Origin of the sequence: Streptomyces aureoversilis (assembly GCF_042657885.1) — a bacterium.
In the GTDB taxonomy this organism is placed as follows: Bacteria; Actinomycetota; Actinomycetes; order Streptomycetales; family Streptomycetaceae; genus Streptomyces; species Streptomyces aureoversilis.
The window spans coordinates 82,308-104,785 of the sequence record NZ_JBHSKJ010000020.1 but is presented as its reverse complement, the minus strand read 5'-3'; the positions used below and the strand labels follow the sequence as shown (position 1 = coordinate 104,785).

Annotated in this window: 20 protein-coding genes and 1 pseudogene; 9 read left to right on the top strand and 12 right to left on the bottom strand. The window is 74.3% G+C overall.

Annotated features, from left to right (window positions below):
* Positions 1 to 106: 106 nt before the first annotated feature.
* Positions 107 to 1,066: an aKG-HExxH-type peptide beta-hydroxylase gene (locus ACFPP6_RS28945; protein WP_382048430.1), complete on the top strand. Its 960-nt coding sequence runs from the start codon at positions 107 to 109 to the stop codon at positions 1,064 to 1,066.
* Between the two features lie 239 nt (positions 1,067 to 1,305).
* Here ACFPP6_RS28945 and ACFPP6_RS28940 read toward each other — a convergent pair whose 3' ends face one another.
* From ACFPP6_RS28940 to ACFPP6_RS28925, 4 genes are all read right to left on the bottom strand, one after another.
* Positions 1,306 to 2,247 (bottom strand): phytanoyl-CoA dioxygenase family protein, encoded by a 942-nt coding sequence (locus ACFPP6_RS28940; RefSeq protein ID WP_382048427.1) that lies wholly within the window; start codon positions 2,245 to 2,247, stop codon positions 1,306 to 1,308.
* Positions 2,244 to 3,185: an NAD-dependent epimerase/dehydratase family protein gene (locus ACFPP6_RS28935; RefSeq protein ID WP_382048424.1), complete on the bottom strand. Its 942-nt coding sequence runs from the start codon at positions 3,183 to 3,185 to the stop codon at positions 2,244 to 2,246. Before ACFPP6_RS28935 ends, ACFPP6_RS28940 begins: the two co-directional genes overlap by 4 nt.
* Entirely contained in the window at positions 3,185 to 4,417 is a 1,233-nt protein-coding gene (locus ACFPP6_RS28930; protein WP_382048421.1) for a glycosyltransferase family 4 protein, read from the bottom strand. Before ACFPP6_RS28930 ends, ACFPP6_RS28935 begins: the two co-directional genes overlap by 1 nt.
* Positions 4,418 to 4,707: 290 nt before the next feature.
* Positions 4,708 to 5,121, bottom strand: coding sequence for an ankyrin repeat domain-containing protein (locus tag ACFPP6_RS28925; protein WP_168093846.1), 414 nt, complete (start codon positions 5,119 to 5,121; stop codon positions 4,708 to 4,710).
* Positions 5,122 to 5,472: 351 nt separating this feature from the next.
* Here ACFPP6_RS28925 and ACFPP6_RS28920 point away from each other — a divergent pair, with 351 nt between their 5' ends.
* Both ACFPP6_RS28920 and ACFPP6_RS28915 read left to right on the top strand, forming a co-directional pair.
* A complete protein-coding gene (locus ACFPP6_RS28920; protein WP_058047788.1) occupies positions 5,473 to 5,667 on the top strand; it encodes a hypothetical protein in 195 nt (64 codons plus the stop codon).
* A gap of 57 nt (positions 5,668 to 5,724) precedes the next feature.
* The gene (locus tag ACFPP6_RS28915; RefSeq protein WP_382048418.1) at positions 5,725 to 7,347 is read left to right on the top strand and encodes a hypothetical protein; all 1,623 of its coding nucleotides are present in this window, start codon (positions 5,725 to 5,727) and stop codon (positions 7,345 to 7,347) included.
* Positions 7,348 to 7,768: 421 nt separating this feature from the next.
* Here the strand turns inward: ACFPP6_RS28915 and ACFPP6_RS28910 are convergent, their stop codons facing one another.
* The gene (locus tag ACFPP6_RS28910; protein WP_382048415.1) at positions 7,769 to 9,292 is read right to left on the bottom strand and encodes an SCO1417 family PLP biosynthesis transcription factor; all 1,524 of its coding nucleotides are present in this window, start codon (positions 9,290 to 9,292) and stop codon (positions 7,769 to 7,771) included.
* A 154-nt stretch (positions 9,293 to 9,446) separates the two neighbouring features.
* Between ACFPP6_RS28910 and yczE the strand changes: the two genes are divergently transcribed.
* Both yczE and ACFPP6_RS28900 read left to right on the top strand, forming a co-directional pair.
* Positions 9,447 to 10,154: a membrane protein YczE gene (gene yczE / locus ACFPP6_RS28905; RefSeq protein ID WP_382048412.1), complete on the top strand. Its 708-nt coding sequence runs from the start codon at positions 9,447 to 9,449 to the stop codon at positions 10,152 to 10,154.
* Between the two features lie 256 nt (positions 10,155 to 10,410).
* The gene (locus ACFPP6_RS28900; RefSeq protein WP_004948858.1) at positions 10,411 to 10,785 is read left to right on the top strand and encodes an RNA polymerase-binding protein RbpA; all 375 of its coding nucleotides are present in this window, start codon (positions 10,411 to 10,413) and stop codon (positions 10,783 to 10,785) included.
* Positions 10,786 to 10,926: 141 nt separating this feature from the next.
* Here ACFPP6_RS28900 and fxsA read toward each other — a convergent pair whose 3' ends face one another.
* From fxsA to ACFPP6_RS28875, 5 genes are all read right to left on the bottom strand, one after another.
* Positions 10,927 to 11,550: an FxsA family membrane protein gene (gene fxsA, locus ACFPP6_RS28895; protein ID WP_382048408.1), complete on the bottom strand. Its 624-nt coding sequence runs from the start codon at positions 11,548 to 11,550 to the stop codon at positions 10,927 to 10,929.
* Between the two features lie 62 nt (positions 11,551 to 11,612).
* The gene (locus ACFPP6_RS28890) at positions 11,613 to 12,374 is read right to left on the bottom strand and encodes a glycosyltransferase (RefSeq protein ID WP_168094108.1); all 762 of its coding nucleotides are present in this window, start codon (positions 12,372 to 12,374) and stop codon (positions 11,613 to 11,615) included.
* The gene (lnt, locus tag ACFPP6_RS28885) at positions 12,371 to 14,062 is read right to left on the bottom strand and encodes an apolipoprotein N-acyltransferase (RefSeq protein WP_382048405.1); all 1,692 of its coding nucleotides are present in this window, start codon (positions 14,060 to 14,062) and stop codon (positions 12,371 to 12,373) included. Before lnt ends, ACFPP6_RS28890 begins: the two co-directional genes overlap by 4 nt.
* Positions 14,063 to 14,588: 526 nt before the next feature.
* Positions 14,589 to 16,232 carry an amidohydrolase gene (locus ACFPP6_RS28880; protein WP_382048402.1) on the bottom strand — a complete coding sequence of 548 codons (1,644 nt, stop codon included), beginning with the start codon at positions 16,230 to 16,232 and terminating at the stop codon, positions 14,589 to 14,591.
* 84 nt (positions 16,233 to 16,316) lie between these two features.
* The gene (locus ACFPP6_RS28875) at positions 16,317 to 16,760 is read right to left on the bottom strand and encodes an Lrp/AsnC family transcriptional regulator (RefSeq protein WP_030365423.1); all 444 of its coding nucleotides are present in this window, start codon (positions 16,758 to 16,760) and stop codon (positions 16,317 to 16,319) included.
* A 206-nt stretch (positions 16,761 to 16,966) separates the two neighbouring features.
* On the opposite strand from ACFPP6_RS28875, the gene ACFPP6_RS28870 reads away from it, so the two are divergent.
* Positions 16,967 to 17,344: a hypothetical protein gene (locus ACFPP6_RS28870; RefSeq protein ID WP_382048398.1), complete on the top strand. Its 378-nt coding sequence runs from the start codon at positions 16,967 to 16,969 to the stop codon at positions 17,342 to 17,344.
* A gap of 121 nt (positions 17,345 to 17,465) precedes the next feature.
* Here ACFPP6_RS28870 and ACFPP6_RS28865 read toward each other — a convergent pair whose 3' ends face one another.
* Positions 17,466 to 18,638: an acyl-CoA dehydrogenase family protein gene (locus ACFPP6_RS28865; RefSeq protein WP_382048395.1), complete on the bottom strand. Its 1,173-nt coding sequence runs from the start codon at positions 18,636 to 18,638 to the stop codon at positions 17,466 to 17,468.
* 368 nt (positions 18,639 to 19,006) lie between these two features.
* Between ACFPP6_RS28865 and ACFPP6_RS28860 the strand changes: the two genes are divergently transcribed.
* A complete protein-coding gene (locus ACFPP6_RS28860) occupies positions 19,007 to 20,272 on the top strand; it encodes a glycoside hydrolase family 18 protein (RefSeq protein WP_382048392.1) in 1,266 nt (421 codons plus the stop codon).
* Positions 20,273 to 20,387: 115 nt separating this feature from the next.
* Here the strand turns inward: ACFPP6_RS28860 and ACFPP6_RS28855 are convergent, their stop codons facing one another.
* Positions 20,388 to 21,068 (bottom strand): esterase/lipase family protein, encoded by a 681-nt coding sequence (locus tag ACFPP6_RS28855; RefSeq protein WP_382048390.1) that lies wholly within the window; start codon positions 21,066 to 21,068, stop codon positions 20,388 to 20,390.
* 251 nt (positions 21,069 to 21,319) lie between these two features.
* Here ACFPP6_RS28855 and dhaL point away from each other — a divergent pair.
* Positions 21,320 to 21,940 (top strand): annotated as a pseudogene (gene dhaL / locus ACFPP6_RS28850) (dihydroxyacetone kinase subunit DhaL); the annotation flags it as partial.
* Complete coding sequence (locus ACFPP6_RS28845) at positions 21,920 to 22,441, top strand: PTS-dependent dihydroxyacetone kinase phosphotransferase subunit DhaM (protein WP_382048572.1); 522 nt, start codon at positions 21,920 to 21,922, stop codon at positions 22,439 to 22,441. The pseudogene dhaL and the gene ACFPP6_RS28845, both read left to right, overlap by 21 nt.
* The last annotated feature ends 37 nt before the right edge of the window (positions 22,442 to 22,478 follow it).

Below are 22,478 nucleotides of genomic sequence, written 5' to 3'. Positions count from 1 at the left end.
GCCCGGCCGCGCTGCGCGGGCTGCACTCCGGCGGCCGACCGGGCAGGTGTCCGGTCGGCCGCTCCGTGCGACGGGGGTGGGGACGAGGGCGAGGCAGGAGGCTTGTGTGGACGTCGAACCGGACCTCACGACGGCGCACGCCGACCAGCAGGCGCTGCAGCGGCTGCTGACGGCGGTGGCGGAGGGCGCGGGGCTGCCGCCGCTCCCCCTGCACCCGGCCGCCGTGGAGGCCGCGCACCGGGCGCAGGGCGCGGTGCGGCGCGGGGGCGGGGGTGCGGGCGCGGGTGGGGCACCGGCGAACGGTTGGGCCGGGCCGCCCGCCCCCGCCGCGACCGGGCCCGCCGCGTGGCCGGTCGAGCTCGCCGGCCCGGCGGACCACCCCCATCTGCTGCGCAGCCTGCGGCGCGCCCTGGCCCAGCTGCCGTCCCGGCCCGGAGCCGACGGGCAGCCGGTCACTGCCGCGCTCGGGCCGTGGCGGACCGCCGACCAGGAGGCCCTGGAGGCGGCGGTGCGGCTGCTTCAGGACGTGTGGCCCGAGATGCTGGACGAACTCCGCACCGTGGTCCGCCAGGTGGCGCTCCTGGACGGCATGGCGATCGACGGGTTCACCGACTTCACCGTCCACGGCGCGGTCCTGATCAACCGCAGGCGGCTCTCGGCGACCCGCTCCGGGCTCCCCGGCCCGGCCCGGCTGGCCGAGGCGCTGGTCCACGAGGGCACGCACAACCGCTGCAACGTGGCGGGAGTCCGGGCGCCGTTCCTGCACCCCGCGGCCGACGACACGGCGGGCCCCCTGGCCACGCCCCTGCGCCCCGACCCACGCCCGCTCAGCGGCCTGTTCCAGCAGACGGTGGTCCTGGCCCGCTGCGTCCTCCTCCACCGCCGGACGGCGGACGAGGGCACGCTCCCTGCCGCCGGGCGAGCGGCGGTACGCGCCCGCCACGACCGCCTGCTGACGGACCTGGGAACGGCGGTAACGTCCCTCACCGCGCACAGGACGGTCCTGACGGAACACGGGGCGGGGCTGCTGCGGCAGTGCGCGACGATCGCACGGGACGCCACGTAGTCCGGCAGCGCCGGCAGCACCGGACTGCGCACCCCACGCCTCGCCGCTGCGGCGCGAACCGATGCCTGCGGCACCGGGACACGAGCCCTGCACGGGCCGGCAGCACACCCGTGGACGACCGGCCGCGACGGCTGCTGTCCTCCAGGGCCGGACCGTTCGGGTTCACGTCCCGCCGCAGCGGCGATCAGCCCCCACGCGCCGGGCCGGCGGTGCCGAATCGCCCCCGGGCGTCCGCGGAGTCACCTTCCCCCGCGCCCCCGGGCCGTCCTCAGTGCGTCCCTCACGCCTCCCGCCGTCAGGCGTGACCGCCATGTCGCCCAGCTTTCCCACCGCGTCCCCCAGAGACGGGGGTCCTCGTACGGGACCCAGCCCGTCGCTCCGGACGGGTATCGCGGTACCCCTACGCACAGCCGCTTCGTGATGACGAAGCGGGTCTCGTCCGTGGTGTTGGGCTGGGACGCGTGGAGGTGGTCGCCGGCGAAGAGGAGGATGTCGCCGGGGTCCAGTTCGATGTCGGCCGGGGCGCCGATCGGCTGGCCGGGGAGCAGCGTGTGTCCGTCGTGGCGGAGGGGGCGCCGGTATGCGTCGGGGTAGAACAGCAGGCCGTTGCCGCTGCGGACCGGGCCGACGGCCATCCAGAGGTTGACGGAGTTGACGGCGGTGTTGAACCAGGAGTCGACATGGGCGTCACGCGGGGTCAGGAAGCCTTCGAGCCCGGCCAGTTCTCCTCCCCCGGCCCCGACGGAGCGCTGCGGCGGCATGATGCGGATCCCGACGTGCCCGCTGAGGTAGAGCCGGGCTCCTTGCGGGTCCAGGGCCCTGGCCACGTCGTGCAGGACGGTGCGGGAGAAGGGCCTCAGGCGGGTCTCCAGGTCGGTGCGGACGGCCGCGATCTGCGTGGTGTCCGCGTGGCGGTGCGCGTTTTCCAGTGCCCCGGAGACCTGGGCCGCACCACCCTCCGGCAGGGCGGCGGCCACGGCGCGGGCCGCCTCCCGCCGGATCGTTGCCAGCGCGCCGATGTGGCGCAGTCCGCCCTTGACGGCCACGAGGGCGCCGTCGAGGACGTGCCGCAGCGAGACGGGGATGCCGTACGGGCCCGGTTCGACGGTGTGCAGGGCGGCGGGCCCGGCCACGGGCCGGGGGGCCGCGCCGGAGGCCGGCCCCGCGTCCGGCCCCGTCACTGCGCCCCGTCCCGGTGCTCCCCGCCGCCCGCCATGGCCGCGATCCCGTCGTGCAGCGCCGTCCGCGGGCGGAAGCCGAAGGCGCGGGCGGCGACGGTGATGTCGGCCCCGGTGTGCCGGGCGTCGCCCGGTCCCGGCGGCCGCGGGACCACGGCGACGGGCCCGGCGACGCTTTCCACGGCGGCGATGGCCTGTTTCATGGACACCGGCGAGCCGCCGCCGATGTTGGCCACTCCGGTGAAGCCCGAGAGGGCCGCGTCCCGCATGCCGGTGACGACGTCCTGGACGTAGGTGAAGTCGCGGGTCTGCTCGCCATCGCCGTACAGCGGGAACGGCGCGCCGCCCCGCGCCGCGGCAAGGAGCCGGGCGAAGGCCATGTCGGGCCGCTGCCGGGGCCCGTAGACGGTGAACAGCCGCAGGGCGACGGCGGGCACCCCGTGGGCCGTGCGGTACAGCTCGCACAGGTGCTCGGCCGCGAGCTTGGTCACCCCGTAGGGAGAGACGGGCCGGGGGCACGCCGTCTCGGCCGTCGGGAAGGCGCGGGCGTCACCGTAGACGGAGGAGCTGGACGCGTAGACGAACTTGGCCAGCGGGCGGCCCCGGACGGCTTCCAGGAGCACCTGGGTGGCCAGGACGTTCCGGTCGGCGTAGAGGGCGAACTCGCGCCCCCAGGACGGCCGGATGCCGGGCTGGGCGGCGAGGTGGTAGACGACGTCCGCACCGTCGAGCACCGGGTCGAGCGCGGCGTCCAGCAGGTCGGCGCGGTGGAAGGTGAAGGCCGGGCAGCTCATCGGGCCGCGCAGGTTGCGCTCCTTGAGGGCCGGGTCGTAGGAGTCGGTGAGCGCGTCGATGCCGGCGACGCTGTCGCCGGCGGCCAGGAGGTGCGCACAGAGGTGGGAGCCTATGAAGCCGGCCGCGCCGGTGACGACGGCGCGCATCAGGGACGCCCTTCCCGGGGCAGGTCCGCGGGTTCGCCGGGTTCTACGGGATTCCCGGGTTCTACCGGGTTCCCGGGATCCACGGGCCCCCGTGGCGCCGCCCGGACCCCGGGCGGCAGGACGCGGTCGGCGCGCGCCCGCCACGTGTGACGCTCCAGCAGCTGCCGCCGGGCCGCCTCCCCGAGGGCCCGGCGCCGGGCGGGGTCGGCGGCCAGGGCCATGACGGCGTCCGCCCACGCCGCGACGTCGCCGGGCGGGCACATCAGGCAGGTGCGCCCGTCGGCCATGACCTCCCGGAGGACCGGCAGGTCGGAGACGACGATCGCCTTGCCGTACGCCATGTACTCGAAGAGCTTCATCGGGGAGACCCAGCGGGCGATGTCCCCGATGCCCCCGGCGCAGGCCACGCGCTGCTGGTACGGGGCGAGGACGATGTCGAAGGCCCGGTGGTACGGGGGCAGGGCGGCGGGCGGCAGGTGGCCGTGGAAGTAGACGTTGGTGCGGGTGTTGCGGCCCTGCCAGTGGGCCAGGTCCTGCTCGGTGCCGCCGACGAGGTGGAAGTCGACGTCGGGCAGGCGGCCGGCGAGGGCGAGGATGACGTCGGTGCCGCGGCCGGGGTAGAGGTGGCCGACGTAGCCGGCCTTCACCGCTCCCCGCCTGCCGGGGAGTTCCGCCACGGGCCCGCCCGCGGGGACCGGGTCGGCGCAGTCGTGGGCGGTGACGAGGTCGGTGCCTGGCCGGGCGCCCAGCCGGGCGCCGAGCCGGGGGAAGGCGGCGCGGTAGTCGTCGGCGAGCGCCTGGGAGACGAAGACGACGCGGGCGAGGCCGGGGCTGCGGAAGAGCAGCCGTTCGGCCGCGCGGACGGCCTTGCTGTGCCACAGGAGGTGGGTCTCGTAGACGAGCGGCGCGAGCCCGGAGGCGGCGACGAGGCCGTGCAGGTCGCGCCCGTAGAGCAGGTCGGGGACGCCGTGGCGCAGGATCTCGGCGCGCAGGCGGCGGGCCCGGAGCCAGACGCCGATCCCCGGTACCGAGGGCAGGGGGAGCGTGCGAATGGGGAAGCGGTTGCGGGTGCCGTAGTAGGCGTGGACGTCCTCCGCGGGGGCCGTGCCGGGCAGGGCGTACAGCGCGGTGTCGTGCCCGGCGTCGGTGAACGCGTCGCACATCCGCATCACGTGCACTCCGTTGGCATAGACGGAGGGAATGCTTCCAGAGTGCAGGTAGGCGATCCGCATGACTGGGCGACCTCCGGAGCGGGCTTGGCGGCCGCCGGCGCGAACCACCGGCCTCTCATTGCGCTCCGGGGCGCGCCGCTGCGGAAGACCGCGAACGAGCCAGCCTCGTCATCGAGCCACGCGAGGCATGCGTGCCCTACGGGTCACGCGAGCCATGCAGGCCACGCGAGTGATGCGGGCCGGCGCGCCGGACGCCCGGGCCCGCGTACGGGTGGGCCGGGGCGCCGGCGCGGCGCGGGCGTCGCCTGAGCGACACGGGAGGGCTCGCCGCAAGGCGGGCCGCCCCGGGGTCACTCGCCCCGGAAGAGCTCCAGCAGGTCCTGCCGGCCGAACACGCCCGCGGCCTCGATGGCCGAGGGCGCCCCGGCGGCCGGGTCGGCCCCGTGCGCCAGCAGCGTGCGGACGACCTCGTCCTCGCCCTTGAAGACCGCGCCCGCGAGGGGCGTCTGACCGCGGTCGTTGGCCCGGTTCGGGTCCGCGCCGCGCTCGAGGAGGGCGGTCACGGCGTCGAGGTGGCCGTGGTAGGCGGCCAGCATGACCAGGGAGTCGCCGCGGTCGTTGGTGAGGTTGGCCGGCACGCCCGCGTCCACGTAGGCGGCGAGGGTGTCGGTGTCGCCGTGGCGCGCCAGGTCGAAGACCTTGGCCGCGAGCTGGAGCACCTCGGGGTCGTGGGCGGGCTCGGTCTCGGGGGTCTGCTCGGTCATGGTCTGCGGTCCTCCGGTTGGGCGCCTGGACAGCACGCGATGTCGGTGTACTTCCCACCCTATGTACGGCCGCGGCACGGTGTCCGGCAGGCACGGACGCGCCCGTTCGGGTGAATCGGGAATCGCTCGCCCAGGAGCCGGCGCGGCTGGCCGGTTTCGCGCCCCGCGGTGCGGCCCGGAGCCGCGGTCAGGCGGTTTGCCCCTCTTTGCCCCTCCGCGGGTGAAGATCCGCTCCTTGCCGATCAAGACTTCCGGACCGTGATCGAACTGCGCTGTCCTTTTGTCGCATTAATACTTTCTGTGAGTCTTGAGGAGCTCATGGTGAACCCCTCGACCACTCAGGAGAACGTCATGATTCTGTCCATCTCCGGCGTCGTGCTGTTCGGCATCATCGTCTTCCTGTTCTTCCGCAAGGACAGCCTGAAGGCCAGCCACGCCATCGTCTGCGCCCTCTTCGGCTTCTACCTCTCCAGCACCGCCATCGCCCCCAGCATCAGAGCGGGCAGCGCGAGCCTCGCCGGGCTCCTGGGCGGCCTCAAGTTCTGACCGCCCCCCACACACGGCCACGAGCACCGGCCGCCCCGTCCGCAGGAGGAGACCGACGTGGACCCACGACAGCTCCCCCGCGGCCTGACCGACAGCCGGCGGATCGCCCGCGGGCAGGATCTCGCGCGCACGGCGGCCGACAGCGCGGCCGACATATTCCACCCGCTGATCGTCATCGCGCGCGGACTGCGCGCCCTGGCGGCCGGCGCGTGGCGCAAGTGGACGGAGACGCCGGGCGACCGGCGCGGGCCCACCCTGCTGCTGGTGGGGTCCTGCATCGCCATCGTGGCGCTCGTGCCGTACGGGCCCGCGCTCGCCGGCATCGCCCTGATGACGCTGGCGGCGTGGGCCGGGCGCGACCGCGGATCCGTGCACGAGACGGTGGTCCGCGAAGGCGAGGGCGAACGCCTCCAGGCGCTGTACGAGGCCCTGGTGCCCTACCTCTCCGTCCCGGAGGACCCGGCCCCGCTCTACGCGTACGACGGCGACCGGGAGGAGGCGTTCGCGTCCCACGCCTTCGACCACAGCGGCCGGCTGGTCTCCCTGGAGCTGCGCTACCCGGCCTACTTCACCGACGGCGAACCGGAATCCCGGGCCAGGATCGAGCAGTTGCTGCAGATGAAGGCCGGCCGCGGGCGGGAGTACCGCTTCGACTGGGACGAGGAGGCCAACCGCCTCCACCTGTACGTCCTGCCGCCGCTGCCGGCCGACGTCTTCGCCCAGCGGTTCGTGACCGCGCCCGGCGAGAGCGTCCTGGGCTTCACCGACCCCGGCGCCGTGCACCGCACCCTGCCCGTCCTCCTCGACGGCTCGGACTGCCGCGACGAGCCGCCGGTGCTGTGGCGCACCGGCCAGCGCTCCACCGAGCCGCATCTGCTGGTCCTCGGCCGGCCCGCCGCCGGGACCAGCACGCTGCTGCGCTCGCTCGCGCTCCAGGCCCTGCAGCAGGGCGACATCCTGGCCGTGGACGGCAGCGGATCCGGCGAATTCGCCTTCCTCCGCGGGCGGGACGGCGTCCTGGCCGTCGAATCGTCGCCCGCCGGCGCCCTCGCCGCCCTGGAGTGGGCCACCCACGAGACCGAACGGCGCCTCCTCACGGCCAACCACGCCCGCCGGCAGGGCCACCAGACCCCCGAGGACGTCCGCCGCCCCCTGTGGATCCTCATCGACCGGCCCACCGCGCTCAGCCACCTCGCCGCGGGCGAGGGGCGGCCCGATCCCCAGGGGCTGCTGCAGGTGCCGCTGCGGCACGGGCGGATCGCCAACGTCACCGTCGTGGTGGGCGATCACCTGGACGACGGCGCGAACACGTCCCTGCTCTCCGAGCCGGTGCTCACGCACACGCGCGCCCGCGTCGTCCTCGGCGCCGTCACCGCCGACCAGGTGCGCTCCGTGCTCGGCGCCCCGCCGCAGAGCACGCCCCCGCCGGAGGCCCCGGCCGGACGCGGCTACGCCCGCCTCGGCTCGGGCCCGGTCCACCGGATGCAGGTCCCGTCGACGCCCGACCCGTACGACGAGGACACGTCCGAACGCGAACGACAGGCGATCCTGGCACTCCTGCCGCCCCCGTCCGGCGCGACCCCCGGCCCGCCCCCGGAAGCCGGATACGCCAGGGGCGCCTACACCACCGACGACCACCCCGGCAGCGACCCGGGCCCCCTGTCGGTCCAACCCACCTAGCCCGGAGCGCGCCCCGGCTCGGCACCGCCGATCACCTCGTGGTCGGTCACTCGCCGTCGCGGCGGATTCAAATGGCCAGCCCGCCGAACGGCCACGGCAGATCCGCCCACGCTCGCGGCCTGGCGGTGCCCCGCCGAGCCTCATACCGGCCCGGCACCGCCGATCACCTCGTCGCCGGTCACTCACCGTCGCGGCGGAAGAAGGTCGCCGGCCCGCCGAGAAGGCCTCCGACCCTCAGGCTGCTCGCCCGTCCGGGATCACAGGCGCCCGCACCAGTGACTCCGCCGCGACGGCGCTCAGCCCCCCAGCCCGGCGGTGCCCCGCGCGCCTCATGCCAGGTCGGCGACGCCGGAGGCCGGGCCGGCGGACGGCCGTCCCCGGGCGGGGGCCGGGCAGGACCGGTCAGGTGCCGGCCGCCCCGCTACGCCACATACGTCCGCGGCGCCTCGACCGCCGCCGTCGCGCCGCTTGCCACCAGGCGGGCGGCCTCGGCCAGGCGGGAGGCGGCTTCCTCGGCGACGGCGCCGGTGACGGTGAACGGGAGGCGGACGTAGCCTTCGAAGGCGCCGTCGACGCCGAAGCGGGGGCCCGACGGCACGCGCACTCCGAGGCGTTCGCCGGCCTCGGCGATGCGGGAGCCGGAGAGGCCACCGGTGCGCACCCACAGCGTGAGGCCGCCGCGCGGGACGGTGAACTCCCATTCGGGCAGGTGGCGCCGGACCGCCGCGACGAGGGCGTCGCGGCTCTCGCGCGTCGTGGTCTGCCGGATGGCGACGGCGGCGTCCCAGCCCTCGGTGGTCAGCAGCCAGGTGACGGCGAGCTGTTCGAGCACGGGCGTACCGAGGTCGGCGTAGGCCCGGGCGGCGACCAGACTGCGGATCACTTCGGGCGCGGCCCGCACCCAGCCGATGCGCAGGCCGGCCCAGAAGGACTTGCTGGCGGAGCCGACGGTGATGACGGCGTTGCCGGCGGGGTCGAAGGCGCAGACGGGGCGCGGCAGTTCCAGGCCGGGTTCCAGGCAGAGGTCCGCCATGGTCTCGTCGGCGACGAGCAGGGTGCCGGCGGCGCGCGCCGCCTCGACGAGCTGCCGGCGCTGCTCCTCGGTGGCGAGGGCGCCGGTGGGGTTGTGGAAGTCGCCGATGACGTAGGCCATGCGGGGGGCGGCGTCGCGCAGCACCTGGCGCCAGGCCGGCAGGTCCCAGCCGCCGAGCCCGTCGGCCATGGCGACGGGCACCAGGCGGGCGCCGGCCTCGCGCATGAGCTGGAGGACGTTGGCGTACGAGGGCGAGTCGACGGCGACGCGCTCGCCGCGGCCGGCGAAGAGCCGGCAGATGGCGGCGACGGCCCCCATCGCCCCCGTGGTGATCATGATCTGCTCGGGCATGGTCGGCACGCCGCGGGCGGTGTAGCGGTCGGCGATGGCCTGGCGCAGGGCGGGCAGGCCGGCGGGGTAGTCGCCGTGGGTGGCCGCGTAGGGCGGGAGCTCCTCCAGGGCGCCCTGGACGGCGCGGCCGAGCCAGGGCTCGACCGCGGGCAGGGCGGCGCAGCCGAGGTCGATGACGGAGCCGGCGGCCTCGGGGGGCAGGGGGTCCAGGGCGCGGGTGGGCAGCGGGTTGCCGGCGGGCACCGCGGTCCAGCTGCCGGCGCCGCGCCGGGACTCGAGGAAGCCCTCGCTGCGCAGGGCTTCGTAGGCCGCGGCCACCGTGGTGCGGCTGACGGAGAGGGCGGCGGCCAGCTCGCGCTCGGCGGGCAGCCGGGCGGCGACGGGGACGCGGCCTTCGAGGACGAGCAGGCGGATGCCGTCCGCGAGCGAGCGGTAGGCGGGGGCGCGGCGTCCGCCGAGCGGCGTGACGGTGCCGCGCCCGCCCTGCGCCTCGCGGTCGCGCTGCGAGCCGAGGAGGCGGGCGAGCTTCTGCGCCCCCACCGAGGAAGTCCAATGACTCATCCGAATCGGTCCACCTTCCGAAGATTGGCCATGGATCTTGCGTCCACCTGTTCTCCAGACTGTCATGCGGCAGGCCACTTGCACCACTGCAAGTGGCCGCCGCTTGTACCGTCCACGCCGCCTTGAGGCGCGTGCCGAGCGTTCAGGAGGAACCGTGTCCGCATCAGGGGGACCGCCGGAGGGGTCGTCGGAAGGCGCGCCCGAATCGGAAGGCACGCCGGGAGGGGCGTCCCTCGCCCGCCGGCTGCTGCAGCTCTACGTCGGGCTCGCGCTGTACGGGGTGAGCGCGGGGCTGCAGCTGCGGGCGGGACTGGGGCTCGCACCGTGGGACGTGCTGAACCAGGGCGTCGCGGAGCACACGGGGATGTCGATCGGCACGGCGTCGATCACGATCGGCGCGCTGGTGCTGCTGCTGTGGATCCCGCTGCGGCAGCGGCCCGGCCTGGGGACGGTCTCCAACGTGCTGGTCATCGGCCTGGCCATGGACGCGACGCTGAGCCTGGTGCCCGACCCGCGGTCGCTGTGGATACGGATCCCGCTGCTGGCCTTCGCGGTGGCGCTGTGCGCGCTGGCGACCGGGCTGTACATCTCGGCCAGGTTCGGCCCGGGCCCGCGCGACGGGCTGATGACGGGGCTGCACCGGCGGACGGGCCGCTCCGTACGGCTGGTGCGCACGTGCATCGAGGTGGTCGTGCTGGCGACGGGGTTCGTGCTCGGCGGCTCGGTGGGCCTGGGAACGGTCTTCTACGCCCTGGCGATCGGCCCGCTGTCGCAGTTCTTCCTGCGCCTGTTCGCCCTTCCGGAGGCCCCCGCTCCGGCCCCCGTACACCCGGCCGGACGCGAAATTCCGGACCTGGTTTAGGCCAGGATCAAGCGGGCCGGTAGTGTACGCCTTCGACCCACCGAACGAACCGTTACTGCACGCTAAAGCGACAGAAACACAGGGTGACATCCGTTGCCAGATGTGACAAAACGGGCGTTGGTGGGTACAACAAGGGGCGGCACGACGGGCGACGCATGTCCCTCAACGGGAATCTTCACCGCCGACCGGACGTTGACCGGATGACGACGACAGCGACACCTGTCCTGTGGGCGACTAAGCCCGGGAGGCACGATTCATGAGTGAGCGAGCTCTCCGCGGCACGCGACTTGTGGTTACCAGCTACGAGACCGACCGCGGCATCGATCTGGCCCCGCGCCAGGCGGTGGAGTACGCATGCCCGAACGGCCATCGATTCGAGATGCCGTTCTCGGTAGAGGCGGAGATTCCGCCGGAGTGGGAGTGCAAGGCGTGCGGCGCCGTGGCACTCCTGGTGGACGGCGATGGTCCTGAGGAGAAGAAGGGCAAGCCTGCGCGTACGCACTGGGACATGCTCATGGAGCGGCGTACCCGCGAGGAGCTGGAGGAGGTGCTGGCCGAACGGCTGGCGGTCCTTCGCTCCGGTGCCATGAACATTGCCGTTCATCCGCGGGACACCCGCAAGTCCGCCTGACCGGCGGGAGCGATTGCAGATTGCATTGACAAGGGCCCGGGCCGCTGCGGTATCACGCAGTGGCCCGGGCCCTTGTCATGCGCCGGTGCAGCCGGTGCAGCCGGCGCGAGACCCGCTCCTGCGGGCCGACGGGCCGGCGGGCTAGCGAGGCAGCTGGGGGCCGCCGGGGCGCGGCGCCGGCGGCTCGTCGTCACGGATGACCTCGCCCTGGACGACCTTGCCGCCGGGCCCGCCCATGCCGCCCGTGCCACCCGCGCCACTCATCCCGCCCATGCCGCCCATGCCGCCGAGATCGGCGCTGCGGGCCTGCCGGAAGGCGTCCCCGAGGGTGCCGGGGGCCGCCGGGCGGTCGAGCCACCGCTCCCCCCTCTTGCGCAGCAGGGCGCGGGTGGGCGGGAAGAGGCACAGCAGCCCGGCCACGTCGGACAGGAGCCCCGGCAGGATGATCAGCAGGCCGCCGAGCATGGTGAGGGCGTTGCCGCCGCTCTCCTGGGCGCCCGGCCCGGCGGGCGCGCCGCCCGGCTGCAGGGAGACCGTCAGCCGCTTCCAGGCCCGCCGTCCCGCCCGCTTGATCACGTAGGAGCCGAGGACGACGCCGCCGGCCAGCAGGGCGAAGACGGTGAGCCCGCCGGCGGCCCCGGCCACCAGCGTGAGCAGCCAGATCTCCAGGACGGCCCAGAGGGCCACTCCCAGAGGGATGAGCCTGCGGGCGCGCCGCCGCTGCGGCGGGCGGCCGTTCATCGTCTGCTGTGCTCCGAACGTCATGCCTCAAGTGTGCCTGGCCTGCGGCGGAACCCGGGGTCGGGGCTTATGGGGCGCTTACGGCCTCACTTGCGGCCGATCGCCTTGCCGACGCGGGAGCCGACGCCCCAGGAGGTGACCCGCCACAGGGCCTCGGCGACGATGTCGCGGCTCATCTTGCTGTCGCCGAGCTCGCGCTCGACGAAGGTGATGGGGACCTCCACGACGTGGAAGCCGGCCTTGACCGCGCGCCAGGCCAGGTCGACCTGGAAGCAGTAGCCCTGGGAGGCCACGTCCTCCATGCCGAGGCCTTCCAGCGTCTCGCGCCGGAAGGCCCGGAAGCCGCCGGTGACGTCGCGGATCGGCACGTCGAGGAGCAGCCGGGAGTAGGTGGAGCCGCCGCGGGAGAGGATCTCGCGCGACTTCGGCCAGTTCACCACCCGGCCGCCGGGCACCCAGCGCGAGCCGAGCACCAGGTCGGCGCCCTTGAGCGCGGTGAGCAGGCGGGGCAGCTCCTCCGGCTGGTGGGAGCCGTCCGCGTCCATCTCGACCAGGACGCCGTAGTCGTTGTCCAGGCCCCAGCGGAAGCCCGCCAGGTAGGCGGCTCCGAGCCCCTCCTTGCCCTTGCGGTGCAGCACCTTGACGTGGTCGTCGTCGGCCGCGAGCTCGTCGGCGAGCTTGCCGGTGCCGTCGGGGCTGTTGTCGTCCGCGACGAGGACGTGCGCCTCCGGCACGGCCGCCCGCACCCGGCCGACGATGTTCTTGATGTTCTCCGCCTCGTTGTAGGTCGGGATGATCACCAAGGTCGTGCCGAGCGGACCGTATCTGCGCTGCCCGTCGTCGTTCACTGCTGGCCCCTCTTGTTCCGCTCGTCCATACGTACCCGACGGCCGATCAGGAGTGCGGCCGCACAGGACAGAAGCCCCACCATAGCGAGCGCCCATTCGGGCCCCGCACCCACACGGTCGGCGACGGTCGTCCCGTCGCGCAGCGGGATGGTGGCGCTGATGACGTCCCGGGTGAATTCCTCGCTCCGCTGCTGCACCGTGCCGTCCGGGGCGACCACGGCGCTGATGCCGCTCGTGGCGGCGGTGACGACGGCCCGGCCGTGCTCGACGGCCCGCAGCCGCGACATGGCCAGCTGCTGGTCCGGCTGGCCGGTGCGGCCGTAGGTGGCGTTGTTGGTCTGGACGACGAGGGCCCGGGCGCCGTCCTTGACGGTGTCGCGGACGATCTCGTCGTAGGCGACCTCGAAGCAGATGACGTCGCCGAGCCGGGCCGGGCCGACCTGCATCACGCCGGTGTGGTCGCCGGGGTAGAAGTCGCGCTGGACGCGCTGGAGGCGGGTGATGACCTTGCTGAGCGCGCTCCGGAAGGGCACGTACTCGCCGAACGGCACGGGGTGCTGCTTGGCGTACGAGGCGCCGGGCCCGGTCTTCGGGTCCCAGACGATGCCCTTGTTGTCGATGTAGCCGCTGCGGCCCGGGTGGTCCACCAGGGCGCCGACGAGGACCGGCACGCCTATGGCCTTCACCGCCTGGTCGATGCGGTCGTACGCCTGCGGGTACTGGAACGGGTCGAGGTCGGAGGAGTTCTCGGGCCAGATGACGAGGTCGGGCCGGGGCACCTTGCCCGCCTTGACGTCGCGGGCGAGCTGGAGGGTGGCCTCGGCGTGGTTGTCGAGGATCATCATCGGGCGGCCGAGGAAGTCCATGCCGGCGTGCTGGACGTTGCCCTGGACGAGCGCCACCTTGACCTCGTCGTCGGCCTTCGTGGGCACGGGCACGGCGTATCCGGCGAGCAGGAGGGCGGCGGCCAGCGCGAGCGCCTCGACGCCCGGGAGGGCGGCGCGGACCGTGCGGGCCCCTGCCGGGCGCAGCCGCCACAGGGCGGCCGCGGCGTACGCGAGGAGGCCGCCGGAGAGGGCGACGGCGAAGGTCACCAGCGGGGCTCCGCCGAGCGCGGCGAGCGGCGTGAAGGGCGAGCCGGTGTTGGCGAAGGCCAGCCGGCCCCAGGGGAAGCCGCCGAACGGCAGCCGGTCGCGGGCCAGCTCCTGGGCGACCCACAGGCAGGCGCCCCACAGCGGCCACGCGGGCAGCCGCGAGACGAGGGCGAGGGCCGCGCCGAGCGCGGCGACGAACAGGGCCTCGACCAGCGACAGGCCGAAGACGGCGTCGTAGCCGACCACGTGCAGCCAGCGCAGCAGCACGAAGAAGAAGGGCAGCGCGAAGGCGAAGCCGGTCCACGCCGCCTGGCGGGCCGTGCGGCCGCGGGTCAGCAGAGCCAGCGCGGCGACGGCCACGACGGACAGCGGCCAGACGTCGTACGGCGGGAAGGACAGCGCGAGCGCGACGCCGGCGAGCACGGCGGCACCGGTGCGGCGGGCCTCGCGGCGCGCGAGCCGGGCGAGGCGCACGGCGCGGCGGGGGCGCTCCTGCGGGGCGGGGGCGTCCTCCGGGGGCTCCGGCGGGCGCTCCTCGCCGGCGGGGGCGGATGCCGCGGCGGCTCCGGCGGTGGTTTCGGGACCCGGGGGCACGGGCGAGCCTTCCTGCTGACTTGCGGTGGTGTGCCCGACGGTACCTCGATCGGGGCGCCGTGCCCGCCCTGGGTGCGCGGGGAAGGCCGCGGAGGGCGGGAGGAGAGGGATGGGCCGAGGGGTGGGTCGAATGGGGGCCCGGCGTCCTTCGGGCCGACCTGGGACCCGCTGGCTGCGGGTCGACCGAGAGCCGTTGTCTACTGAACGTCCGGGCCCCACCCGGGTCGCACCTGCCGGCCCGGCAGCACCTCCCTCGCCCCCGTGCGCTGGAACCTGGCTGCCAGTGGCGGTGGCCGCTCCCCGGCGCACCGCCCCCATGGCCCAGCTGCGTTCGACGACTGTGTGGAAGTGCACCGGCCGGACGTCCTGTGGTGGACTCCGCAGAACCTACCGGCCGTCTCCCGCACCCTGTCAACACCTCTGTGACCTGGAGATATGCACCAAATCAGCAGGTCAGTACGGCGAGTGATCACGAGTGGCGACAGGCCGACGTCTCATCGTTCGGCGGTACGCGCCGGGCGCGGAGTCACTCGTTCGGCCGCTCGTAGACGGTGTGCCCGCCCACGACGGTCCGCAGGCAGACGGGGAGCGGGGTGCCGGGGGTGAGGTCCGGCAGGCCGGGAGTGCCCGAGCGCGGGTCGGTGGACCAGCTCGCCACGCGCTCGTCCGGCACCTGCACCACGAGGTCGCCGCCCTGCCAGATTGCGTAGTCGGCGGGTGCGCCGGGCACGAGGACGCCGGCGTCGTCGCGGCCGATCGCCCGCCAGCCGCCGCGCGTGTGCGCGGTGAACGCGGCCCGGACCGAGATGCGGTGCCCGGGGGTGCGGTGGAAGGCGGCGGCGCGGACGGTGCCCCACGGGTCGAGCGGGGTGACGGGGCTGTCGGAGCCGAGGGCGAGCGGGACGCCGGCGCGCAGCAGGGCCGCGTACGGGTTGAGGGTGCGGGCCCGCTCGACGCCGAGGCGCTGGGCGTACATGGCCGTGTCGCCTCCCCAGGTGGCGTCGAAGGCGGGCTGTACGGAGGCCGTGAGGGCGAACTCGGCGAAGGCCGCGATGTGCTCGGGAGTGAGCATCTCGGCGTGCTCGACGCGGTGCCGGGCGGCGCGGACGCGGGCCAGGCCCAGCTTGTCCGCGGCGGCCCGGACGCCCTCCACGACGGCGGTCAGCGCCGCGTCGCCGATGGCGTGGAAGCCGGCCTGGATGCCCGCCTCGGTGCACGCGGCGACGTGGGCGGCGACGGCCGCGGCGTCGAGGTGGGCGGCGCCGGTGCCGCCGGGCAGGTCGGCGTAGGGCTCGTGAAGGCAGGCGGTGTGCGAGCCGAGGGAGCCGTCCACGAAGAGGTCGCCGGCGGCGCCGAGCGCGCCGAGCTCGCGGATGCGGTCCGCCTCGTTCGCAGACGTGATGGCCTCCGCCCAGTAGCCGACGACGCGGGGGCCGCGCCGGCCGGCGGCCAGGCTCAGCAGCCCGGTGAGGTCGTCGGCGCTGGAGATCTGCGGACCGGCGCACTCGTGCAGGGAGCCGATGCCCAGGGAGACCGCGCGGTCGAGCGCGGCTGCCTGGGCCTCGGCGCGCTGCGCGGGGGTGACCGCGTCGTGGGCGGCGGCGCGCACGGCGTGGTGGGCCTCGCCCGTCAGCGGACCGTCGGGGTGGTACCCGCCGAGCCCGGTGAGGCCCGGCACGAGGTCGAGCAGGGCCGTGGTGACGACGGCGGAGTGGACGTCGGAGCGGGTGAGGTACAGCGGCCGGCCGCCGGTGGCCTCGTCCAGCTCGCGGCGGGCCGGGGGCCGCTGCTCGGGCCAGGCGCTGGCGTCCCAGCCGTGGCCGAGGAGGACGCGGTCGGCCGGGTGGGCGGCGGCGTGGGCCCGGATCCGGCCGAGGGCCTCGGTCAGGGAGCCGGTGCCGGTGAGGTCGAGGCCGGTGAGCGCGAGGCCGGTCGCCGTGGTGTGCACGTGTGCGTCCGTGAACGCGGGGGTGACGAGCGCGCCCTGGAGGTCGACCACGTCGTCGACGCCCTCGGCGAAGGAGTCGGCGGCGCCTTCGGAGCCGACCCAGGCGACGGCGCCGCGCTCGACGACCATGGCCGTGGCGAACGGGTCGGCGGGGCTGTGCACGTCGCCGTTGCGCAGCAGAACGGTGCGCGGGGTGTCCTGGGATGCGTGGGGCTCGGTCATGGGGATCAGTCTCTCCCCTGCCCCGCCCCGTTCCGTAACCGGGGCTCGGCCTTCGGAGCCCCGGTCACGGAACGGGGCGGGGCGTCAGCCGACGCGCGGCGGCCGCGCCTCGTACGGGGTGGACAGCACGATCGTCGTGCGCGTGGACACCCCGGCCAGCGACCGGATCCGCGCCAGCAGGTGCTCCAGCTCCAGCGGCGTGGCGACGCGCACCTTGAGGATGTAGTTCTCGTCGCCGGCCACGCTGTGGCACGCCTCGATCTCGGGGATCTCGGCGAGGCGGTCCGCGATGTCGTCGGGGGCGCTGGGGTCGAACGGCTTCACCGAGATGAACGCGGTGAGCGGCAGCCCGACCGCCTCGGGATCGACCACCGCCGCGTAACCGCGGATGACACCGCGCTGTTCGAGCCGGCGCACGCGCTGGTGCACCGCCGAGGTCGACAGGCCCGTGGCCTTCCCCAGGTCGGTGTAGCTCATCCGCCCGTCCTTGACGAGCAGTTCCACGATTTCTCTGTCCAGCTCCTCCACGCGGATCAACCTACTGGGTTCCGGCCGGAGCGGCACAGTCGACGGCTCCATGGGGGCGCATACCCAGGCACAAAGACATGTGACGAACAACACAGATATGCACCCGTGTCCTCCGTGATGTGGCGATTACCCGGCTCGCGGCGCGGGAAGTGCTTGCTGTGGCCGAGGCCGCGACGTGGCCGGCCGATCCGAGGGGGAGAAAGACTATGCCCAGCCTGGAACGCCTTAACGACGGCGACGGCAGCCCGTACGAGCCGTACGAGGTCGACACCAGCACGATGTTCCGGGTGACGTGCCCGGACTGCGCCCGCCCGATCGCCCTTCTCCCGGACGAGGACGTGCTCCCCGAGCACGCGCTGTGCCCCTCGCCGTGGAATCCCTTCGGGCTCACCGTGTGCCCCGGCTCCGGCCGCGCCATGGAAGAGGCCCCCGCCGTGGACGAGTCGCTGGACGGCCAGGAATTCGACACGGCGCTGCTGCTCACCCTGCCGGAGAGCCTGGACTGGCGCACCCAGCCGTTCTCCCACATCGGGGGCCCCGGATCCCGCCCGGTCCGCGTCCCGGAGATGCGCCGGCCGTCCTGACGGCCGAGGATTCCCGGCGGGCGGAGCGCGTGGCGCCCGCCCGCCGTTGCGGTTCGCCCGCCCGCCGTCGCGGTTCCTGCTGCTCCGGATCCCGCCGTGCCGGTGCCCGGCGCAGCGGTCCTCAGCGGCTCTCGGGGCCCGCCAGGTGACGGGCGATCACCATGCGCTGGATCTGATTGGTGCCCTCGACGATCTGCAGGACCTTGGCCTCGCGCATGTAGCGCTCGGCGGGGAAGTCCGCGGTGTAGCCGTAGCCACCGAGGAGCTGGACGGCGTCGACGGTCACCCGCATCGCCGCGTCCGTGCAGAACAGCTTGGCCATTGCCGCCTGCCGGGAGAAGGGCAGGCCGGCGTCGCGCAGCCGCGCCGCGGCGAGGTAGAGCGCGCGGCCCGCCTCGATCTGGGTGGCCATGTCGGCGAGCATGAAGCGCAGGCCCTGGAAGTCGGCGATCGGCCGGCCGAACTGCCGCCGCCCGGCGGTGAAGGCGAGCGCCTCGTCCAGCGCGGCCTGGGCGACGCCGATCGCGCAGGCGGCGATTCCCAGCCGCCCCGAGTCCAGCGCGGACAGGGCGATCGTGAAGCCCTGCCCCTCTTCGCCGATGCGGCGCGCGTCCGGCACCTGCACCCCGTCGAAGTGCAGCTGCGCGGTCGGCGAGCCCTTCATGCCCATCTTGCGCTCGGGCGGTGCGGCCGACAGCCCGGGGGCGTCGCCGGGCACGAGGAAGGCGGTGATGCCGTGGGCGCCCTCGCCCCCCGTGCGCGCCAGGACGGTGTAGAAGTCGGCGACGCCGCCGTGGGTGATCCACGCCTTGGTGCCCTCGAGGGTCCAGGTGTCGCCGTCGCGGGTGGCGCGGGTGCGCAGTGAGGCGGCGTCGGAGCCGGAGGAGGGCTCGGAGAGGCAGTACGCCCCGAGGAGGCCGCCGCCGAGCATGCCGGGCAGGTGCTCGGCCTGCTGCTCCTTGCTGCCGAAGCCGGCGAGGGCGTGGCAGGCGAGGGTGTGCACGCTGACGCCCAGGCCCACGGTGAGGCGGGCCGCCGCGAGCTCCTCCAGGACCTGGAGGTAGACCTCGTAGGGCTGGTCGCCGCCGCCGAACTCCTCGGCGTAGGGGAGGGCGAGCAGGCCCGAGGCGGACAGCAGCCGGAAGACCTCGCGGGGGAAGCGCCCGGCTTCCTCCTCCCCGGCCGCGGCGGGCTCGATCTCCCGCTGCACCAGGTCGCGTACGAGCGCGAGCAGGTCGCGGGACTCCTCGGTGGGCAGCTGACGCTCCACCGGCTGGGGGCCGTGGTCGGTCATGGCGGCGCTCTCCTCCCTGTCAGGGCGCTGCGACGACGGGCGCGCAAGGGTGTGGCGCCGCCGTCGGTGATCCCCCAGCCGATGATTCCGCGCCGGGTCGCGACACGGGATGACCTGCGGCTGTGGCGGCTTGGAGTATGCCCGATCGGCGGGCGGACGTCACGGGTTGACAAGTCGTGCACCAGGGACAACGCGCTCCTGACGGAGTCGTGAACGGGGTTGGTCCAAACCATTGACCGCACTGGTCTAGTCCTTCTATGGTCCTGCCACCGCTCAGCGCGTGCATGCCAATCGCTGCGGCGGCTGAACGCAGGCACAAGTGCAGGTCACCCCCCGAGAGCTCTCCCCACCCCACCGAGGAGAACCCCATGCCCGCACGATCCCGCACCTCCCGCAGACCGCTCACCCTCAGCTCGGCCCGCACCCTCCTGGCCGCCTTCGCCGCCGCCGGGGCCCTGATCACCACCACGGTCCTCGGCGGACCGGCGTCCGCGTCGCCCACCGCCGCGGGTCCCGACGACACCGCCGCCGGCGGCAAGGTGGTCGGCTACTTCACCAACTGGGGCGTGTACGACCGCAATTACCACGTCAAGAACATCGAGACGTCCGGGTCGGCCGCCAAACTCACCCACATCAACTACGCCTTCGGCAACGTCACCAACGGAAAGTGCACCATCGGGGACGCCTACGCCGACTACGACAAGGCCTACGACGCGGCCGGCAGCGTCGACGGCAAGGCCGACACCTGGGACGACGGCGCCCTGCGCGGCAACTTCAACCAGCTGCGCAAGCTCAAGAAGCTGCACCCGAACCTCAAGGTGGTCTGGTCCTTCGGCGGCTGGACCTGGTCGGGCGGCTTCGGCGAGGCGGCCAGGAACCCCGCCGCGTTCGCCGAGTCCTGTTACGGCCTCGTCGAGGACCCGCGCTGGGCCGACGTGTTCGACGGCATCGACATCGACTGGGAGTACCCCAACGCCTGCGGCCTGACCTGTGACACGAGCGGCCGCGAGGGGTTCGTGAAGCTGATGGCCGCGCTGCGCGCGAAGTTCGGCACGCGCAACCTGGTCACCGCAGCCATCACCGCCGACGCGTCGAACGGCGGCAAGATCGACGCCGTGGACTACGCGGGCGCCGCCCGCTACGTCGACTGGTACAACCCCATGACCTACGACTACTTCGGCGCCTGGGAGGCGAAGGGACCGACGGCCCCGCACTCCCCGCTGACCTCCTACAGCGGCATCCCCAAGGCCGGCTTCAACACCGACGCCACGATCACCAAGCTCAAGGCGCTCGGCGTCCCCTCCTCCAAGCTCCTGCTCGGCCTCGGCTTCTACGGCCGCGGCTGGACGGGCGTGACGCAGTCCGGCCCGGGCGGTACGGCGACCGGCCCGGCCAAGGGCACCTACGAGGGCGGCTTCGAGGACTACAAGGTCCTGAAGACCAAGTGCCCGGCCAACGGCACGGTGGGGGGCACGGCCTACGCCAAGTGCGGCAGCGACTGGTGGAGCTACGACACCCCGTCGACGATCGCCGGGAAGATGGCGTACAAGAACCAGCAGGGGCTGGGCGGCACCTTCTTCTGGGAGCTGAGCGGCGATACGGCGAACGGTGAGCTGATCAAGGCCATCCGCTGACGCCGGATCCCCACGAACCCGCGGTCCGCCCTCTCTCCTCCCGTGAGGGCGGACCGCGCTCCCGCGCCCGGACCGGACGACGGAGGGCCACCGGCTGCGGTAGGCGCCGGACGGCTCACCGGAGGAACGTCAGCACCTGCTGTGACACGGTGTCGTCGGTGAGCAGGTCGTTGTGCTTGAGGCAGCCGGCCACTTGATGGTTGTCCGCCCCGTCGAGGGGCGTGCTCGACACGGGCGCGATCTGCTCGTCGCACGACGACCACCACGTGGCGTGGCGCGTGGGGCCGGGGGTCTCGTCGCCCGCGTTGAGGTGCGACAGGACGTAGGACCTCGGCGTCATGTCCTTGCAGCCCTGGTCCCACAGCGCGCACAGATAGGCCAGGCTCGTCCCGTGGTTGGGGCCGCCGAGCGAGACCCAGTGCGCGACCTTGCCCGTACCGCCGCCGAACGCGAGGTACCAGCGCGTGGGCAGCGCGCCCAGGCTGTGGGTGACGACGTCGACCCGCGCCGCGCCGGTCCGGGCCAGCACGCCGTCGACGTAGGCGGCGAACTCCCCGGCGAGGACTTCGTTCGACGACTTGCCCGTGTCGTACGACCAGGCGTACAGCCGCTCCCGCGGATACCCGGCGGCGGCGAAGTCGTCCTGCATCCCGCCCCACACCCCGGGCCCGGCGTTCCGACCGTGCACGAAGACCACCGGGTTCGGCGGGGGCTCGTCGTGGGCGGGGGCGGGGGCGGCTCCGAGGGCGCCCGCGCCCAGGACGACCGCCAGCAGGAACAGAGCGAGCCGACGCATGGGGCCACCTCTCCACCGGACCGGACGGAAGCGGCACTATGGCAGATCCGGCCCGTACCCGGAACCCCTCGCGCACCACCCGCGCCAGGCACCCTGCCCCCCTGCCCGGGCACGGACGCACGACCGGCGATCACATGGACGAGACTCCCGCACTACGCTGAGGCGGACCGGGCCCGTACCTGCGTGTCCACGCGTCAGCAGGCCTGTGCACCGGTGTACTTGCATGTCCTTGCGACGAGGAGCCACCGCACATGACCGTCCCGCTCGACCTGGACTTCTTCCGCCGCTTCCTCGACCGCGCCACGCGCGTGATCGTCGCGGAGTCCGCGCGCCTGACCGAACTCGACGCCGCCATCGGCGACGCCGACCACGGCGCCAACCTCAAGCGCGGGTTCACCTCCGCCGCCGAGGCGGTGGCCGCGGAGCCGCCGGCCACGCCGGGGGCGCTGCTGACGGCCGTCGGCGTGCACCTGACGAACACCGTGGGCGGCGCGTCCGGGCCGTTGTTCGGGACCGTGCTGCGGCGGATGGGCAAGATCCTGGGCGAGGACCCCGTCGTCGAGCCGGAGGCGCTGGGGCGGGCGCTGGGGGCGGCCGTGGCGAGCGTGCGGCGGCTCGGGGACGCGGCTCCCGGCGACAAGACGATGGTCGACGCCCTCCAGCCGGCCGCCGACGCCTACGTGGCCGCCCTGCCGCAGGGCGTCGTGGCCGCGCTGGACGCCGCGGCGCGGGCGGCCCGCGAGGGCGCCGAGGCGACGATCCCGCTGCAGGCCCGCCGTGGACGGGCCAGCTATCTGGGCGAGCGCAGCATCGGCCACCAGGACCCGGGCGCCACGTCGTCGGCGCTGCTGGTGACCGCGCTGTACGAGGCCACCGACCCGGAGCTGTGCGCGGCGCCGCCGGTGCGGGAGGCGGAGGAGGCGGAGGAGACCGGGGAGACCGGGGAAGCGGCGGCTGCCGAGGAGGCCGCGCCGGCGGGCCGGGTCGGCATCGTGCTCGTCTCGCACAGCCGCGAGGTGGCCGCCTCGACGGCCGCGCTGGCGGAGGCCCTGGTCGGCACGGGCGACCCGGCTCCGGCCGCGCCGGCCGGCGGGCTGCCCGACGGGTCCGTGGGCACGAGCGCCGAGCTGGTGCGGCGGGCGGTCGCGGCGGCGGACCGGGGCGCGGGCGTGGTGGTCTTCTGCGACATGGGCAGCGCGGTGCTCACGGTGAAGGCTCTGCTCGCCGAGGGCTTCGGCGGTACCGACGTGCGCATCGCCGACGCGCCGTTCGTGGAGGGCGCGGTGACCGGTCTGGTGACGGCGTCGGCCGGCGGCGACCTCGCCGCCGTGCTCGCCGCGGCCGACGACGCCCGCACATACCGCAAACTCTGAGTCAAGAGGCGGCGGCACCAAGATCGCATCGATGGTC